We start from the raw sequence: 16420 nt of genomic DNA, 5'->3' as shown, positions 1-16420 counted from the left end.
TATCGGCGACGGAGGCCGGCGGACCCCCACCACGCTCCGGAAGGGCTGACCCGTGTCGAGACGACACCTCGGGATATTCACCGCCGCCGTACTGGCCGCCGCCTCGCTGACCGCCTGCGGCGGCTCCGGCGACGACTCCGCCGCATCGCCCAAGACGCTCACCTACTGGGCCAGCAACCAGGGCGCCAGCCTGGAGGCCGACAAGACGACCCTCCAGCCCGAGCTGGACAAGTTCGAGAAGCAGACCGGGATCAAGGTCACCGTCGAGGTGGTCCCGTGGTCGGACCTGCTCAACCGGCTGCTCGCCGCCGCCGCCTCGGGCAAGGGCCCGGACGTGGTGAACATCGGCAACACCTGGTCGGCGTCGTTGCAGGCCACCGGCGCGCTCGTCGAGTTCGACGACGCCACCCTGCAGGCCGTCGGCGGCAAGGACCGGATCGTGCCCGCCGCGCTCGCCGCCGCCGGCGCCCCCGGCAAGCCGCCGGCCGCCGTGCCGCTCTACAGCATGGCGTACAGCCTGTACTACAACAAGAAGTCGTTCGCCGACGCCGGCCTCACCGCACCGCCGACCACCTGGGAACAGCTCGCCGAGTACGGCAAGAAGCTGAGCACCGGCGGCAAGTGGGGCCTGGCGATCGAGGGGGCCAACCCGTCGGAGAACGCCCACCACGCGTTCACCTTCAGCCAGCAGTACGGCGGCGAGTGGTTCGACTCGGCCGGCAAGCCGACCTTCGACACCCCGCAGAACGTCTCGGCGATCAAGCGGTACATCGACTTCATGGCCGCCGACAAGATCACCAACCCCAGCAACGCGGAGTACGCGCAGAACCAGTCGGTCTCCGACTTCGCCAACGGCAAGGCCGCCATGCTGCTGTGGCAGTCCGCCGGCTCGAACCTCAAGACGCAGAACATGGCCGCCGACGCGTACGGGGTGGCCCCGGTGCCGTTCCTGGCCAGCCCGCCGGCCGGCGGCAAGAAGGTCAACAGCATGGTCGCCGGCATCAACATGGCGGTCTTCAAGCACACCAAGAACAAGGACGGCGCGCTGAGCTTCGTCAAGTTCATGACCAGCGACGAGGAGCAGACGATCCTCAACAAGACGTACGGCTCGCTGCCGGCGGTCAAGACCGCGGGCTCCGACCCGGCGTTCAGCGCGACCGAGCAGAAGACCATCCAGGAGACCCTGGTCACCACCGCGGCCCCGCTGCCGCAGGTGCCCGAGGAGAGCACCTTCGAGACCCTGGTCGGCACCGCGATGAAGGAGCTGTTCGCGGACGCGGCAAGCGGCAAGCCGGTCACCGAGGCCTCGGTGAAGGCGAAGCTGACCGACGCGCAGCAGAAGATGCGCTGACCCAGGCGGCACCGGTGGCCGTGGTCAGGCGCTGAGCCTGGCCACGGCCACCGCCTCCGAGAGGACCCCGATGGCAACCAGCACCACCGCGCCGGACGCCGACCGGCGCGAACCCCGGGCCGGTTCACCGGCCCGGAAGCCGGCCCGCCGGCCCCGCGGCCCCCGCCGCTCCCTCCTGCCGTATCTGCTGCTCGCCCCGGCCATCGTGCTGGAACTCGCCATCCACGTCATCCCGATGGTGGTCGGGGTCTGGATGAGCCTGCTGGAGCTGACCCAGTTCCACATCCGCGACTGGTCCACCGCACCCTTCATCGGGTTCGAGAACTACCGGGCGACGCTCAACCTGAACAGCGCGGCCGGCAAGGAACTGCTGCACTCGTTCTGGATCACCCTGGCCTACAGCCTGCTCTCGGTCGGGTTCGCCTGGCTGCTCGGCATCGCGGCGGCTGTCGTGTTGCAGAAGCCGTTTCGCGGACGGGCGATCCTGCGCGCGCTCTTCCTCACCCCGTACGCCCTGCCGGTCTACGCCGCGGTGATCACCTGGAGCTTCCTGCTGCAACGCGACACCGGCCTGGTCAACCACGTCCTGGTCGACCAGCTCGGGCTGCTCAACGAGCGGCCGTTCTGGCTGATCGGTGACAACAGCTTCTGGTCGCTGCTCGTGGTGTCGGTGTGGCGCAACTGGCCGTTCGCGTTCCTCTGCCTGATGGCCGGCCTGCAGAACGTGCCCGGTGAGCTGTACGAGGCCGCCGCGATCGACGGCGCCGGGTTCTGGCGTCGGCTGCGCTCGGTCACCCTGCCGATGCTGCGGCCGGTGAACCTGGTGCTGCTGCTGGTGCTGTTCCTGTGGACCTTCAACGACTTCAACACCCCGTTCGTGCTCTTCGGCGGCTCCGCCCCCGAACAGGCCGACCTCATCTCCATCCACATCTACCGCAGTTCCTTCAAGACCTGGGACTTCGGCTCCGGCTCGGCCATGTCGGTGGCGCTGCTGCTGTTCCTGATGATCGTCTCGGCCGCGTACCTGCTGATCACCAACCGTCGGAGGGACGACCATGCGTGAGACCGCCGGTGAGCGCTGGGGCCGGCGCATCGTGCTGACCCTGCTCACCCTCTTCGTCGTCATCCCGCTCTACGTGATGGTCACCTCCGCGGCGAAGCCGTTGCAGGACGTGCAGAACGGCTTCACCTGGTGGCCCAGCCGGCCCACGCTGCAACCGTTCATCGACATGTGGAGCACCGTGCCGCTGGCCCGGTACCTGGTGAACAGCCTGGTGGTGTCCAGCATCGCGGCGATCTGCTCGGTGGTGGTGGCCATCTTCGCGGCGTTCGCGGTCAGCCGGTACCGCTTCCGCGGCCGGGGCGTCTTCACGGTGACGGTGCTGTCCACCCAGATGTTCCCCGGCATCCTGTTCCTGTTGCCGCTGTTCCTCATCTACGTGAACCTGGGCAACGCCACCGGCATCGAGTTGTACGCCAGCCGCACCGGCCTGGTGATCACGTACCTGACCTTCTCGCTGCCGTTCTCGATCTGGATGCTTGTCGGCTACTTCGACTCGATCCCGCGAGGGCTGGACGAGGCGGCGCAGGTCGACGGGGCCGGGCCGCTGCGCACCCTGTTCCAGGTGATCCTGCCGGCCGCCGTGCCCGGCGTCGTCGCGGTCACCGTGTACGCGTTCATGACCGCCTGGGGCGAGGTGCTCTTCGCGTCGGTGATGACCGACGAGGGCAGCCGCACCCTGGCCGTGGGCCTCCAGGGCTACTCCACCCAGTTCAACGTCTACTGGAACCAGATCATGGCCGCCTCGCTCGTGGTCAGCGTCCCGGTCGTCGTCGGGTTCCTGGCCCTGCAGCGGTACTTCGTCGCCGGCCTCACCGCCGGCGCGGTCAAGTGAGTACGTCAATCCCAGAGGAGACCCGTCCCGTGCCCGACCTGTCCAAGCTGCCACCCGACTTCCTCTGGGGTGTCGCCACGGCGGCGTACCAGATCGAGGGGGCCGTCGACGTCGACGGCCGGGCGCCGTCCATCTGGGACACCTTCTCGGCGATCCCCGGCAACGTCGACAACGGCGACACCGGCGCGGTGGCCTGCGACCACTACCACAGGTGGCCGGAGGACCTGGCGCTGCTGCGCCGGCTCGGCGTGGACGCGTACCGTTTCTCGGTGGCCTGGCCGCGGGTGATGCCGGACGGCGTCGGTCGGGTCAACCCCGCCGGGTTGGACTTCTACGACCGGCTCGTCGACACGTTGCTCGCCGACGGGATCCGGCCGTTCGTCACGCTCTACCACTGGGATCTGCCGCAGGCGTTGCAGGACGCCGGTGGTTGGCCGGAGCGCGCCACCGCCGAAGCGTTCGCCGCCTACGCGGCGGTGGTGGCCGCCCGCCTCGGTGACCGGGTCGCCGACTGGTGCACCGTCAACGAGCCGCTCTGCGTGTGCTGGATCGGGCACCTCGATGGCACCATGGCCCCCGGCGAGCGGGACCTCACCCGCGCGGTGCACGCCTCGCACCACGTGCTGCTCGGGCACGGGCTGGCCACCCAGGCGATCCGCGCCAACGCGGCCCGCCCGGCCTCGGTGGGTCTGGTGGTCAACCTCAGCCCGATCGAGGCGGCCACCGACCGACCCGAGGACGTGGCGGCGGCCCGCCGGGCGGACGGGCACGTCAACAGGTGGTGGCTGGACCCGATCCACGGGCGCGGCTATCCCGCCGACATGATCGCCACCTACGGCGTCGATCCACCGGTACGCGGTGACGACCTGACCGTGATCGCCACGCCCACCGACTTCCTCGGGGTCAACTACTACTTCCGTCAACTGGTTGTCGACGACCCGACCGGCCCGGCCCCGTACGCGCGGCAGGTGCCGGTGCCCGGCTCGGTCGAGACCGCGATGGGTTGGGAGATGTACCCGGCGGGCCTGGAGCGGCTGCTCGTCGACGTGCACGAGGAGTACCGGCCGGGCCGGATCATCGTCACCGAGAGTGGCTCGGCCTGGCCGGACGAGGTCACCGGGGACGGCACGGTGGAGGACAAGGAGCGCACCGACCACCTGGAGCAGCACCTGGCGGCGTGCGCGTCGGCGGTGGCCCGGGGGGTTCCGCTGGACGGCTACTTCGTCTGGTCGCTGCTCGACAACTTCGAGTGGGCGTACGGCTACGACAAGCGTTTCGGGCTGGTGCACGTCGACTACGCGACGCAAGCCCGGACGCTGAAGGCGAGCGGTCTGCGCTACGCCGAGCTGATCCGCGCCCACCAGCGTCTCGCCGGGGCCACCGGCACCGCGACACCGGTGGCCTGAGAACGGGGGTACGGCCGCCCGGGGGGTGTCGACACCCCGGGCGGCCGTTCGGCGCCGCTCAGCGGCCGGGCAGGTCGGCCGGGGTGTCCACGTCGACCGGGGAGCCGACGTCGTCACAGGGCACCTCGACCACCAGGTCCGGCCGCTCGCGCAGCAGGTCGCGGGCACCCCGGTCACCGACGGCGTACCCGCCCAGCAGCGGCCAGGTCCGCCGATCCAGCAGGATCGGGTGCCCGGGGCGGCTGGCGTAGGTGGCGACCGCGACGACCGCGCCGCCGGCGTACGCCGCGCGTACCCGGCGAACCGCCACCGGGCTGAGCAGCGGCTGGTCGACGAGGACCACGACGGCGGCCGGCACGTCGGCCGGTAGCGAGGCCAGGCCCCGCAGCAGCGACGAGCCCAGCCCGTCGGGCCAGCGGTCGTGCCGGACCGGCACCGCGCCGGGCAGGTCGGGCATCTGGTCGGCGCCCGCGCCGAGCACCACGTGCACCGGTGCGCAGCCGCCGTCGCCGAGCAGCCGGATCGCGCGCCGCACCAGCGGCTCGCCGTCCAGCTCGACAAGCGCCTTCGGCCGGCCGTAGCGCCGCCCGGCACCGGCGGCCAGCAGCAGTCCGGCGGTCACCGTCGTCACCTCCCGCACGAAGTGCTTTGCGTTATTCGCCCTGAGATATACCGACAAAGCTAGTCTGGGCCGGTGCAGGGCGGACCGGAGAACGCAACGACGATCAACGAGCGCCACTCCTCCCGGGTGACGGTCGAGATCAACGGCGCGTCCCACGAGGTGACCCTGGACAACCGCACCACCCTGCTCGACGCGCTGCGCGAGCACCTCGACCTGACCGGGGCGAAGAAGGGCTGCGACCACGGCCAGTGCGGCTCCTGCACGGTGCTGCTCGACGGCCGACGGGTGAAGAGCTGCCTGGTCTTCGCGGTCACCGTGGACGGCCGGTCGGTGGTGACCGTCGAAGGGCTGGCCGGGCCGGACGAGCTGTCCCCGTTGCAGGCCGCCTTCATCGCGCACGACGCGTTCCAGTGCGGCTACTGCACCCCCGGGCAGCTCTGCTCCGCCCGCGGCATGCTCGACGAGGTCGCCCGGGGTTGGCCCAGCGCGGTCACCGACGACCTGAACACGCCCGCCGAGCTGACCGACGCGGAGATCCGCGAGCGGATGGCCGGCAACCTGTGCCGCTGCGCCGCGTACCCGCACATCGTCGCGGCCGTGCGCGAGACGGCGACGTCGTCGTGAAGGCGTTCCGCTACCACCGCCCCGCCGACGTGGCCGACGCGGTCGCCGTGCTCGACGCCGAACCGCACGCCGCGTACCTGGGCGGCGGCACCAACCTGGTGGACCTGATGAAACTCGGGGTGCAGCGCCCCGACGTGCTGGTGGACGTGACCGGGCTCCCGTTGGACACCGTCGAGGAGCTGCCCGACGGTGGGCTGCGGATCGGCGCGACCGTCCGCAACAGCGACCTCGCGGCCCACCCGGTGGTCCGCCGGGACTACCCGGTGCTGGCCCGCGCCCTGCTCGCCGCCGCCTCCGGACAGCTGCGCAACATGGCCACCACCGGCGGCAACCTGTTGCAGCGCACCCGCTGCGTCTACTTCCAGGACACCGGCAAGGCGTGCAACAAGCGGGAGCCGGGCAGCGGTTGCGCCGCGCTGCACGGCCAGAACCGCGACCTGGCGGTGCTGGACTGGTCCGAGCAGTGCGTGGCCACCCACCCGTCCGACCTGGCCGTGGCGCTCACCGCACTCGACACGGTGGTGCAGGTGCACGAGACCGACGGCCCCCGCGACATCCCCATCGCCGCCCTGTACCGCTCCCCCGGCACGCACCCGGAACGGGAGACCACCCTGGCCCGGGGCGCGCTGATCACCGCCGTCCGGTTGCCACCGCTGCCGGCCGCGCGCCGCTCGACGTACCTCAAGGTGCGCGACCGGGCCTCGTTCGCCTTCGCCGCCGGCTCGGTGGCCGCGGTGCTGGACCTCGACGGCGACGTGGTCCGTGACGTCCGGCTGGCGTACGGGGCGGTGGCGCACCGACCGTGGCGGGCGTACCGGGCCGAGGAGGAGATGCGCGGTCGACAGTTCAGCCCGGAGCTGGCCGCGCGGGCCGCCGACGCGGAGCTGGCCGAGGCCCGCCCGTTGCGGCACAACGGCTTCAAGGTGCCGCTGACCCGGGCCATCACCGTGCGGGCGCTCAGCGAGCTGGCGTCGTCGTGACCACCGGCGCCGTCGGCCGCGCGTACCCCCGGCTGGAGGGCCGCGCAAAGGTCACCGGCGCGGCCCGGTACGCGGTGGAGTACCAGGTGGACGGGGTCACCTACGGCTGGGCGGTGCCGTCGGCCGTGGTCCGGGGCCGGATCACCCGGGTCGACACCACCGATGCGCTCGCGTCGCCCGGCGTGCTGGCCGTGCTGCACCACGGCAACGCGCCCCGCCTCGCGCCCGGCCCCCAGCCGGAGCTGTGGCTGTTGCAGGAGCCGGCGGTGCACTACCGGGGGCAGTACGTCGCCGTGGTGGTGGCCACCAGCCTGGAGGCGGCCCGGGAGGGCGCCCGGCTGGTCCGCATCGCCTACGACGCCGGCCCGCACAGCACCGTGCTCACCGACGAGCACCCCGGCCTGTACCGGCCGGACCACGTCAACCCCAGCTATCCGACCGACACCGCCGAGGGCGACTTCGACGCCGGGTACGCGGCCGCACCGGTGCGGGTGGACGCCACGTACCGCACCCCGGCGTACCACAACAACCCGATGGAGCCACACGCCACAACAGCACAGTGGCGCGACGGCCGACTGCTGGTGCACGACTCCACCCAGGGCGCGTCGCCGGTGCGGGCCACCCTCGCCGAGCTGTTCGGGCTGCCCCCGGAGTCGATCCGGGTGGTCGCCGAGCACGTCGGCGGCGGCTTCGGCAGCAAGGGGTACGCCAAGGCGTCGGTGGTGCTGGCCGCCCTCGCGGCCCGGCACGTGGACCGACCGGTGAAGCTGGCGCTGACCCGTCAGCAGATCTTCGGGCCGGTCGGTTACCGCACACCCACCATCCAGCGGGTCCGCCTCGCCGCGGACGCCGACGGGCGGCTCACCGCGATCTGCCACGACGCGATCAGCCAGACCTCGACCATCCGGGAGTTCGCCGAGCAGACCGCCGTCTACACCCGCAGCATGTACGCCGCGCCCCACCGCCGCACCACGCACCGGCTGGTCCGCCTCGACGTGCCCACGCCGTTCTGGATGCGCGCGCCCGGCGAGTGCCCCGGCGCGTACGCCCTGGAGTCGGCGATGGACGAGCTGGCCATCGCCGCCGGCATCGACCCGGTGGAGCTGCGCATCCGCAACGACACGGCGGTCGACCCGGACCAGGGGCGACCGTTCACCAGCCGCAACCTGGTGGCCTGCCTGCGCGAGGGCGCGCAGCGGTTCGGCTGGACCGACCGGGACCCGACGCCCCGCGCCCGGCACGACGGGCGCTGGCTGATCGGCACGGGGATGGCCGGGTCGAGCTACCCGGCTCGGGCCAGGCCGTCGTCGGCCACGGCCACCGCCCGGCCGGACGGGACCTTCGCGGTCCGGATCAACGCCACCGACATCGGCACCGGCGCCCGCACGGCGATCTGGCAGGTGGCCGCCGACGCCCTCGGGGTGTCGCCGGAGCGGGTGGAGATCCACATCGGTGACACCGCCCTGCCGAGCGCGCCGCTGGCCGGGGGCTCGATGGGCACCGCCAGTTGGAGCTGGGCGGTGATCCGGGCCGCGCAGGCGCTGCGCGAGAAGCTACGCGAGGGCGTACCGCCGACCGCCGAGGTGACCGCCGAGGCCGACACCGCCGACGAGGTGGGCGGGCAGCCCGCCCTGCCCCGCTACGCGTACGGGGCGCAGTTCGTCGAGGTGCGGGTGGACGCGGACACCGGCGAGGTACGGCTGAACCGGATGCTCGGGGTGTTCGCGGCCGGGCGGGTGGTGAACCCGACGACGGCCCGCAGCCAGCTCATCGGCGGCATGACGATGGGACTGTCGATGGCCCTGCACGAGGAGGGCCTGCTCGACGAGCGGTACGGCGACTGGGTCAACCACGATCTGGCGACCTACCACATCACCGGCTGCGCGGACGTGGAGTCCGTCGAGGCGTACTGGCTGGACGAGCGCGACGACGAGCTGAACCCCGCCGGGGTGAAGGGCATCGGCGAGATCGGCATCGTCGGCGCGGCGGCGGCGGTCGCCAACGCGGTGCACCACGCCACCGGCGTACGGATCCGGGACCTGCCGATCCGGCTGGACAAGCTGATTGGTTCATCACGCTTGGCTTAAATAAGCTACTGCTGATATAACTGTGTCGTGCACGCCTTCGACGTGCTGGGCGATCCGGTCCGGCGCCGCATCCTGGAGCTGCTCGCCACCGGCGAGCAGACCGCCGGCGCGGTCAGCGCGGTGATCCGCGACGAGTTCGGCATCTCCCAGCCCGCCGTGTCCCAGCACCTCAAGGTGTTACGGGACAACGGTTTCGCCACCGTGCGGCCGGAGGGCGCCCGGCGGCTGTACGCGGTCGACCCCCGGCCGCTGCGTGAGGTCGACGGCTGGCTGGAGCACTTCCGCCGTTTCTGGGCCCCACCCCTGGCGGCACTCGCCACCGAGCTGGCCCGGGGCCGACGCGAACGTCGGCTACGCGAGCCGGCCGACCCACCCGACGAGAGGACCACCTGATGTTCGACGCCACCGAGCAGATCAACGCCGTACGGCGCACGGTCGGCAGCCGCACCCTGGAGGCCGGCGAGGCCCGGGTGACCACGATCAGCCAGACCTACCAGGCGACGGCCGAGGATCTCTGGGACGCCTGCACCAACGCCGAGCGCATCCCCCGCTGGTTCCTGCCGATCTCCGGCGACCTGCGACTGCACGGCAAGTACGAGCTCCAGGGCAACGCCCACGGCGTCGTCGAGAGCTGCGACCCGCCGCACCGCTTCACCGCCACCTGGGAAATGGGCGGCGAGGTGAGCTGGATCGAGGTGCGGATCACCGGAGTCGACGACGAGCGGGCACGCCTAGACCTGGACCACATCGCGCACGTCGACCAGGACCGGTGGGCCCAGTTCGGGCCGGGCGCCGTCGGCGTCGGCTGGGACCTCGGGCTCCTCGGTCTCGCCGCCCACCTGGCCGGCGACGGCAGCGGGATCACCCCGGAGCAGGCCGCCGAGTGGAGCGCATCGCCCGAGGGCCGACGGGCCGTGGAGCTGAGCAGCCGACTGTGGGGTGCGGCGAGCATCGCCGCCGGCACCGATCCCGACGAGGCGAACGCCGCCGCCGCGCGTACCACCGCCTTCTACACCGGCGCCCCGGAAGCCTGAGCGACAGCAGCGCCGGGCACCCTGCCCGGCGAGGTGACGGCGGGCGGCCTGCGCGGCGATCGGAGTAACGTGCTGCGGCATGACCGGCATGCCGTACTCGCACTGTTCCTTCTGCGGCGCGGCCTACCCGGCGGCGGCCGGGTGGCCGCGCGTCTGCGCGGCGTGCGGCGAGACCGTCTGGCGTAACCCGCTGCCGGTGGCGGTCGCGGTGCTGCCGGTCCGCACGGCCCACGGCCTGGGCATCGTGGTGGTCCGCCGGGACATCGAGCCAGCCCGCGGGCTGCTCGCGCTGCCCGGCGGCTTCGTCGAGTACGGCGAGGAGTGGTCCGAAGCGCTCGTTCGTGAGCTGCGGGAGGAGACCGGCCTGGTCGCGGCCGTCGAGGACGTCCGCCTGTTCGCGGTGCACGGCGCCCCGGCGGGCGGCACGATGATGGTCTTCGGGGTGCTGCCCGAGCGCGTCGCCGAGGACCTGCCACCGTCCGCGCCGACGGAGGAGGCGACCGAGTGGTTGGTGCTCACCGACCCGGTCGAGCTGGCGTTCTCCACCCACACCCGGGTCCTCGCCGACTTCCTCACCCTCAGCTGGCCCACCTGACCTGAACCCGCCCCGCCCCGCCCGGCCCGGCCCGGCCCGGCCCGGCGATCTTGCACTTTCTGTCCCGACAAAAAGTGCATCCAGCGCATATCGGCGACCGAAAGTGCAAGATCGGCGCGGCGGACGCGCGGCGGACGCGCGGCGGACGCGGCGGACGCGCGGCGGACGCGGCGGACGCGCGGCGGACGCGGCGGACGCGCGGCGGACGCGGCGGACGCGGCGGACGCGCGTTCACTGAATCTCGTTGACGGGCACCTCCGGTGCGCCCTCCGTCATCGGCAACAGCACCCGGAACGTGGTCCGTCCGGGCTCGGTCTCCACCCGGATGTCGCCGTGGTGTTTGTGCACCACGATCCGGTAGGAGATGTCCAGCCCCAGACCGGTGCCCGCACCGACCGGTTTGGTGGTGAAGAACGGCTCGAAGATGCGCGGACGCACCTCGGGCGGGATACCCGGGCCGGTGTCGGTGACCTCCACCGCCAGCAGGTCACCGATCCGTCCGGTGTGGATGGTCAGCACCCCCTTTTCCCCCATCGCGCCCAACGCGTTGTCGATCAGGTTGGTCCACACCTGGTTCAGCTCGGCCGCGTACGCCGGCACTGGCGGGATGCCGCGGTCGTACTCGCGGACCAGCTTCACCTCGGCGGGGATCTTGCCCTTGAACATCACGAGCGTGGCGTCGAGCAGGTCGTGCACGTCCACCACCCGGTGCGGCGCGCGGTCCAGCTGCGAGTACTGCTTGGCGGCATCCACCAGACCGGAGATCCGGGTGACCGCGTCGCCGATCTCGCGCATCAGCAGCTCGGTGTCGACGGTGTAGGTGAGCCAGCGCACCGCCGCCTCCAGGTCCGCCGCGCCGACCGCGGCCTTCACCTGCGCCAACCAGGCCGCGTCGAGACCGCCACCCACCAGGATCGGCGCCAGGTCCCAGGCGCCGCCGACCCCGTGCTCCTCCAGCCAGTCGGTGAGGGTGTCCTCGGCGTCGGCGGTGGCCATCGGGGTCAACTTCGGCGCGGTGGCGACCCGGGCGACGGCCTCCTCCTGCAACGAGACGAGCCCGTGCAGCGCCCTGCCGTCGAGCCGGCCGTCGGCGACCATCGCGAGCTTGTGCCGCATCCCGGCGACCCGGTCCCGCAGCACCGAGGTCGCGCGCACCGCCGCCGCGGCCGGATTGTTCAGCTCGTGGGTCAGCCCCGCCGACAGCGAACCGAGCGCCAACAGCCGCTCCCGTTCGCCGACGATGACCTGACTGTTCCGCAGGCCGAGGAACAGCCCCTCCAACAGGTGCATGGGCATCGGGAACCAGGACCGCAGGGCGTACGCGAAGTCCTCCGCCGGCAGCACGAAGAAGTCCGAGTCGACCACCGCCCGCATGCTGTTGCGGTAGATCTGGTCGACCTGGTCACCCAGGTAAGCCTGGACCGCCCCGCCGTACACGCCGCGCTGGTCGGTACGGCTGACCTCGACGTCGTCGCCGCGCACCTGGCGACTGAGCGCCACCGCGCCGCGCACCAGCACGAAGAAGCAGGTCCCGGGCTCCCCCTCGGCGTACACGAGGGTTCCCCCGGCACGCTGCTCGACCCGGCCGCGTTCGGCCAGCCACTCGAGTTGCCCCTCGTCGAGGGACTCGAACAGGAACAGGGTGCGCAACTGCGCCGGCGTCAACCGGTCAGACTCGCTGGTCATTGGGCCTCCTTCGTTCGCGACTGCGGGGCTCGCAAACCCGGCTCGCTCCTCGCGCTCACTGGGCCTCCAGGTAGCGGTGCACGAGTGAGACGGCCATCGCGCCCTCGCCGACGGCCGAGGCGACCCGTTTGACCGACTCGGCCCGCACGTCACCGGCCGCGAACACCCCCGGCACGCTCGTCTCCAGGTGGTACGGGTCGCGGGACAGCGACCAGCCCGCCGGCCGACGCCCGCCGGCCAGCAGGTCCGGGCCGGTGACGATGAAGCCGCGCCCGTCCCGGACCAGCACACCGTCCAGCCAGTCGGTGCGGGGCTCCGCGCCGATGAAGATGAACAACCAGGACGTGTCGACCGAGCGGGCCTCCCCGGTACGGGTGTCGCAGAGGGTGAGCCGTTCCAGGTGATCGTCCCCGGTCCCGCCGACCACCGCCGTGTGCGGGTGCACGGTGATCCGGTCGATCCGCTCCAACTGGTCGATCAGGTAACGCGACATCGAGGCGGTCAGGTCCGCGCCCCGGATCAGCAGGTGCACCCTCGACGCGTACCGGGAGAAGTGCACCGCCGCCTGGCCGGCGGAGTTGGCCCCGCCGACGATGTAGACGTCCTGCTCGACGCAGCTCGGCGCCTCGGTGGCGGCGGCACCGTAGAACACCCCCCGACCGGTGAAGTCGGCCAGCCCGGGAGCGTCGAGCACCCGGTACGACACACCGGTGGCCAGCACCACCGTGTGCGCGGCGATCTCGGAGCCGTCGCCGAAGCGCAACAGCCGGGCGCCGCCGGCCTCACTGAGACCGACCACCTCCCGGGCGCTGAGCAGCTCGGCGCCGAACTTGACCGCCTGCCGGCGGGCCCGATCGGTCAACTGCGCGCCGGAGACGCCGTCGGGGAAGCCCAGGTAGTTCTCGATCCGGCTGCTCTGCCCGGCCTGCCCGCCGGTCGCCCGCCGCTCCACGAGCACGGTGCGCAGCCCCTCCGACGCGCCGTACACCGCCGAGCCGAGGCCGGCCGGGCCGCCGCCGATCACCACCAGGTCGTAGAAGTCACACGCCGGCACGACCGTCAGCCCGGCGAGCGCGGCCAACTCGGCCTCGCTCGGGGCGACCAGCGCCTTGCCGTCGGCGGTCACCACAAGCGGTACGTCCGCCTCGGTGGCCCCGGCCGCGTCGAGCAGGCGGATGCCCTCCGGGTCGTCGGAGAGCATCCACCGGTACGGCACCAGGTTGCGCGCCAGGAAGTCACGGACCTTGAACGACGGCGCCGACCAGCGGTGCCCGACGACGCGGATCTCCGCGCTCGCCGCGTCCGGGGTGACCGACCACGCCTCCAGCAGCCCGTCCACCACCGGGTACAGCTTCTCCTCCGGCGGATGCCAGGGCTTGAGCAGGTAGTGGTCCAGGTCGACGACGTTTATCGCCTCGATCGCGGCGTCGGTGTCGGCGTACGCGGTGAGCAGCACCCGGCGGGCGGCCGGGAAGATGTCCATCGCCGCTTCCAGGAACTCCACGCCCGTCATCTCCGGCATCCGGTGGTCGGCCAGCAGCAGCGCCACCTGTTCGCCGCGCAGTTTGACCTCCCGCAGCGCGTCCAGCGCCTCCGGTCCGGAGGAGGCCCGCAGCACCCGGTAGCGGTCGCCGTAGCGGCGGCGGATGTCCCGGGCCACCGCACGGGACACCACGGGGTCGTCGTCGACGGTCAGGATCACCGGGTTCGCCATGGCGCCATGAAACCACCTGTTGACGGTCGGCCGCACCATGGCCCGGGTGGCCGGCACGGTTGACCGGGTTCGGGATGGGTAAGCCGGGGAGCCGCGTGGGTGGTCGTACGTCGACGACGCTCGGCTGCCGCGCACACCTCGGGGGGCCCATGGCGGACGTGTCGCCGACCGGACCGACCACGTCGGGCGGGATCGTGGAACTGCGGGTGCACGGTGTCTCCGGCGCGGGAGCGGACCAGGTGCTGGACCGGCCGCACGTGCAGCAGGTCGCCGGGGACCGCAGCGGCGGGTTCTACCGACCGCGCCCCGGCTACCCGGACTCGACCGGGACGGACGGGGTGACGCTCGAGGCGTACCGGTGGAGTGACCTGCCGTCCGGCACGGCGGTCCGGACGCTGTCGTTGGTGTTCCTGTTGCCGTTCATGCTCTGCAACGTGGCGCTCTGGATGCGCCCGTCGAACACCGCTTCGAAGCTGGGCTTCATGGCGCTGTGCCGGGTGCTCGCCCTCACCCTCACCATGCTCTACGTGCTCTCCATCGTCGGCGTGGCGTTGGACCTGGTCGCCTGGCGCTGCATGGACACCCCGTCGTGCCTGGCCGGGCGGAGTTGGCTGTCCTGGCTCGGCGGACGTCCGCCCGGGCTGCGCCTGGGCGTGCTGGCGTTGGTGCCGGTCGCCGCCATCGGGCTGGTCTGGTGGCTGGGCGCCCGCCCGGGCCACTCGTTCGACGCGTTCCGCACCCCGTCGACCCGGACCTCGAAGCACCAACTGAGCGCGGTCGGCCAGTGGGACGGCGAGCCACTCGTGGGTCGGCTGCGCTCGGTCCACGTCGCGGCGGGATTCGCCACCCTCGACGGCAGCCTGCTGGCCGCCCGGGCCAGCCAGCACCGCTCGTGGGTGATGGTGATCCTGCTGGCGGCCACCGGGGCGGTGCTGCTGACCTGCCTGGTCCTGATCACGGTGGTGCCGAGCATCGACCGGACCGACCCGGCGCCGCGGGTGGACGCCCTCTTCCGAGGGCTGCGCACGATCGCCTGCGGCCTGACGATGCTGGTGATCGTGCACATCGTCATCAGTCCGGCCCCGTGGCCGCGCGGCGGCGCGCTGCCGGGCTACGGCGCGATGGTGGCCTGGCTGTTCGTCAGCCAGATGATGTTGGTGACCGCTCTCGCCGCGCTGGTGCTCTGGCGGCGGGGCGGCCGGCACCGTGGGGGGCCGCTGCGCGCGTTGGGGGCACCTGTCTTCGTCACGATCGCGGCCGGCCTCGCCGTGGCGTTCTCCGCCGAGTTGGTCTACCGGGTGGCGGACCTGCTCGATCGCCAGGGGACGACCGCGGACGGCCTGGAGACCAGCCCTCCGCTGCCGTACAAGTGGGCGATCTTCGGGTTTTTCCTGGCGGTGGTGACCGCCCTGCTGGTGGCCGCCGTGGTCACCAGGCTGACCCGGCGCGGGCGGCGGCGGGCCGCCCGGGCGATCGTGGCCGCCGACTTCCCGCACGCGCCACCGGCGGCGGCGGACCGGCTGCGCCGGGTCGAGCGGGCGATCGCCCGCGCCCGGTTCACCGAGCGACTGGAACCGCTCTCCGTGGTGTACGCCGGGCTGGCGGCGCTCGGCCTCTCCACAAGCGTGCTCGGCCTGCTCCAACTCCTGCCAGGCGAACTGGCGCAGCGCTACGTCGGAGTGCCGGACAGCTTGGTCAACTTCCTGATCGGGTCGGGCAGCTACGCGATCGCCGTGATCCTGCTCGGCCTGGTGGTGGGCGGCATCTTCGCTTACCGGACGGCACAGTTCCGTCGCTACGTGGGTGTGCTGTGGGACCTGGGCACGTTCTGGCCCCGGGCGGCACACCCGTTCGCGCCGCCCTGCTACGCCGAGCGGGCCGTGCCGGAGTTGGCCAAGCGGATCACCTACCTGGTGGAGCAGGGACAGGGCGTGCTGCTGGCCGGGCACAGTCACGGCTCGGTGCTGCTCGCCGCCACGGTGCTGCAACTGCCCACCCGGATCACCGACCGGGTCGCCCTGCTGACCTACGGATCGCCACTGGGCCGGTTGTACGCGCGGCTGTTCCCGGCCTACGCCGACGAGCCGGCGCTGCGGGAGATCGGCGAGCGGGTCGGCTGGCGCTGGATCAACCTGTGGCGCGACACCGACCCGATCGGCGGTTGGATCTTCTCCTCCCAGCGGCCCGGGGAGCCCGAGACGCTGACCGGGCCGGCGGCGACGGTGGACCGCCGGTTGGTCGATCCGCAGGATGTGGTGCCGGCGCCCAGCGACAGCGTCCCCCCACCGATCCTCGGGCACTGGCCGTGTGAGTCGCAGGATGAGTTCGCCGACGCGGTGCGGGAACTGGCCGGGCGGCTGAGCCCGGGGCGGCGGGCGACCGGCGGAGCCGGCCGGCCCGGCTGAGGCAGCGGCCGGATATCGTCG

At 72.3% G+C, this 16420-nt stretch carries 14 protein-coding genes; 11 read left to right on the top strand and 3 right to left on the bottom strand.

Going from position 1 to position 16420, the window contains the following annotated elements; all coding sequences use genetic code 11:
• Window positions 1–52: 52 nt before the first annotated feature.
• The 4 genes from ACLQ29_RS20315 to ACLQ29_RS20300 all read left to right on the top strand — a co-directional run bounded on the left by ACLQ29_RS20315 (window position 53) and on the right by ACLQ29_RS20300 (window position 4652).
• On the top strand, window positions 53–1351 hold the full coding sequence (locus ACLQ29_RS20315) for a sugar ABC transporter substrate-binding protein (protein WP_425759131.1): 1299 nt from the start codon (window positions 53–55) through the stop codon (window positions 1349–1351).
• A gap of 70 nt (window positions 1352–1421) precedes the next feature.
• Window positions 1422–2414 (top strand): carbohydrate ABC transporter permease, encoded by a 993-nt coding sequence (locus tag ACLQ29_RS20310; RefSeq protein WP_425773065.1) that lies wholly within the window; start codon window positions 1422–1424, stop codon window positions 2412–2414.
• Window positions 2407–3246, top strand: coding sequence for a carbohydrate ABC transporter permease (locus tag ACLQ29_RS20305; RefSeq protein ID WP_357255623.1), 840 nt, complete (start codon window positions 2407–2409; stop codon window positions 3244–3246). The genes ACLQ29_RS20310 and ACLQ29_RS20305 overlap by 8 nt, the downstream gene beginning before the upstream one ends.
• Before the next feature lie 29 nt (window positions 3247–3275).
• Entirely contained in the window at window positions 3276–4652 is a 1377-nt protein-coding gene (locus tag ACLQ29_RS20300) for a GH1 family beta-glucosidase (protein WP_425773064.1), read from the top strand.
• A 58-nt stretch (window positions 4653–4710) separates the two neighbouring features.
• Here ACLQ29_RS20300 and ACLQ29_RS20295 read toward each other — a convergent pair whose 3' ends face one another.
• A complete protein-coding gene (locus ACLQ29_RS20295; RefSeq protein ID WP_425773063.1) occupies window positions 4711–5274 on the bottom strand; it encodes a nucleotidyltransferase family protein in 564 nt (187 codons plus the stop codon).
• 126 nt (window positions 5275–5400) lie between these two features.
• On the opposite strand from ACLQ29_RS20295, the gene ACLQ29_RS20290 reads away from it, so the two are divergent.
• From ACLQ29_RS20290 to ACLQ29_RS20265, 6 genes are all read left to right on the top strand, one after another.
• Complete coding sequence (locus tag ACLQ29_RS20290) at window positions 5401–5898, top strand: 2Fe-2S iron-sulfur cluster-binding protein (RefSeq protein WP_425773101.1); 498 nt, start codon at window positions 5401–5403, stop codon at window positions 5896–5898.
• A complete protein-coding gene (locus tag ACLQ29_RS20285; RefSeq protein ID WP_425773062.1) occupies window positions 5895–6878 on the top strand; it encodes an FAD binding domain-containing protein in 984 nt (327 codons plus the stop codon). The genes ACLQ29_RS20290 and ACLQ29_RS20285 overlap by 4 nt, the downstream gene beginning before the upstream one ends.
• Window positions 6875–8965 (top strand): xanthine dehydrogenase family protein molybdopterin-binding subunit, encoded by a 2091-nt coding sequence (locus tag ACLQ29_RS20280; RefSeq protein ID WP_425773061.1) that lies wholly within the window; start codon window positions 6875–6877, stop codon window positions 8963–8965. Before ACLQ29_RS20285 ends, ACLQ29_RS20280 begins: the two co-directional genes overlap by 4 nt.
• Window positions 8966–8992: 27 nt before the next feature.
• Complete coding sequence (locus tag ACLQ29_RS20275) at window positions 8993–9358, top strand: ArsR/SmtB family transcription factor (protein WP_425773060.1); 366 nt, start codon at window positions 8993–8995, stop codon at window positions 9356–9358.
• Window positions 9358–9999, top strand: coding sequence for an SRPBCC domain-containing protein (locus tag ACLQ29_RS20270; protein WP_425773059.1), 642 nt, complete (start codon window positions 9358–9360; stop codon window positions 9997–9999). The genes ACLQ29_RS20275 and ACLQ29_RS20270 overlap by 1 nt, the downstream gene beginning before the upstream one ends.
• A gap of 79 nt (window positions 10000–10078) precedes the next feature.
• Entirely contained in the window at window positions 10079–10594 is a 516-nt protein-coding gene (locus ACLQ29_RS20265) for an NUDIX domain-containing protein (protein ID WP_425773058.1), read from the top strand.
• A 231-nt stretch (window positions 10595–10825) separates the two neighbouring features.
• Here the strand turns inward: ACLQ29_RS20265 and ACLQ29_RS20260 are convergent, their stop codons facing one another.
• Both ACLQ29_RS20260 and ACLQ29_RS20255 read right to left on the bottom strand, forming a co-directional pair.
• Window positions 10826–12280 carry an ATP-binding protein gene (locus tag ACLQ29_RS20260; RefSeq protein WP_425773057.1) on the bottom strand — a complete coding sequence of 485 codons (1455 nt, stop codon included), beginning with the start codon at window positions 12278–12280 and terminating at the stop codon, window positions 10826–10828.
• A 55-nt stretch (window positions 12281–12335) separates the two neighbouring features.
• The gene (locus ACLQ29_RS20255) at window positions 12336–13994 is read right to left on the bottom strand and encodes an FAD-dependent oxidoreductase (RefSeq protein WP_425773056.1); all 1659 of its coding nucleotides are present in this window, start codon (window positions 13992–13994) and stop codon (window positions 12336–12338) included.
• 149 nt (window positions 13995–14143) lie between these two features.
• Here ACLQ29_RS20255 and ACLQ29_RS20250 point away from each other — a divergent pair, with 149 nt between their 5' ends.
• Entirely contained in the window at window positions 14144–16399 is a 2256-nt protein-coding gene (locus ACLQ29_RS20250; protein WP_425773055.1) for a hypothetical protein, read from the top strand.
• Window positions 16400–16420 lie beyond the last annotated feature (21 nt).

The sequence above is a fragment of the Micromonospora sp. DT228 genome, assembly GCF_049841595.1.
GTDB lineage: Bacteria > Actinomycetota > Actinomycetes > Mycobacteriales > Micromonosporaceae > Micromonospora.
The sequence above is the reverse complement of the archived record's forward strand: the minus strand, read 5'-3'. Positions and strand labels throughout refer to the sequence as shown.

Excerpts from the sequence above, each read along its gene's own strand:
- ACLQ29_RS20250 (WP_425773055.1), top strand. The coding sequence starts at position 14,144 with ATGGCGGACGTGTCGCCGACCGGACCGACCACGTCGGGCGGGATCGTG.
- ACLQ29_RS20255 (WP_425773056.1), bottom strand. The coding sequence starts at position 13,994 with ATGGCGAACCCGGTGATCCTGACCGTCGACGACGACCCCGTGGTGTCC.
- ACLQ29_RS20265 (WP_425773058.1), top strand. The coding sequence starts at position 10,079 with ATGACCGGCATGCCGTACTCGCACTGTTCCTTCTGCGGCGCGGCCTAC.
- ACLQ29_RS20260 (WP_425773057.1), bottom strand. The coding sequence starts at position 12,280 with ATGACCAGCGAGTCTGACCGGTTGACGCCGGCGCAGTTGCGCACCCTG.
- ACLQ29_RS20270 (WP_425773059.1), top strand. The coding sequence starts at position 9,358 with ATGTTCGACGCCACCGAGCAGATCAACGCCGTACGGCGCACGGTCGGC.
- ACLQ29_RS20310 (WP_425773065.1), top strand. The coding sequence starts at position 1,422 with ATGGCAACCAGCACCACCGCGCCGGACGCCGACCGGCGCGAACCCCGG.
- ACLQ29_RS20305 (WP_357255623.1), top strand. The coding sequence starts at position 2,407 with ATGCGTGAGACCGCCGGTGAGCGCTGGGGCCGGCGCATCGTGCTGACC.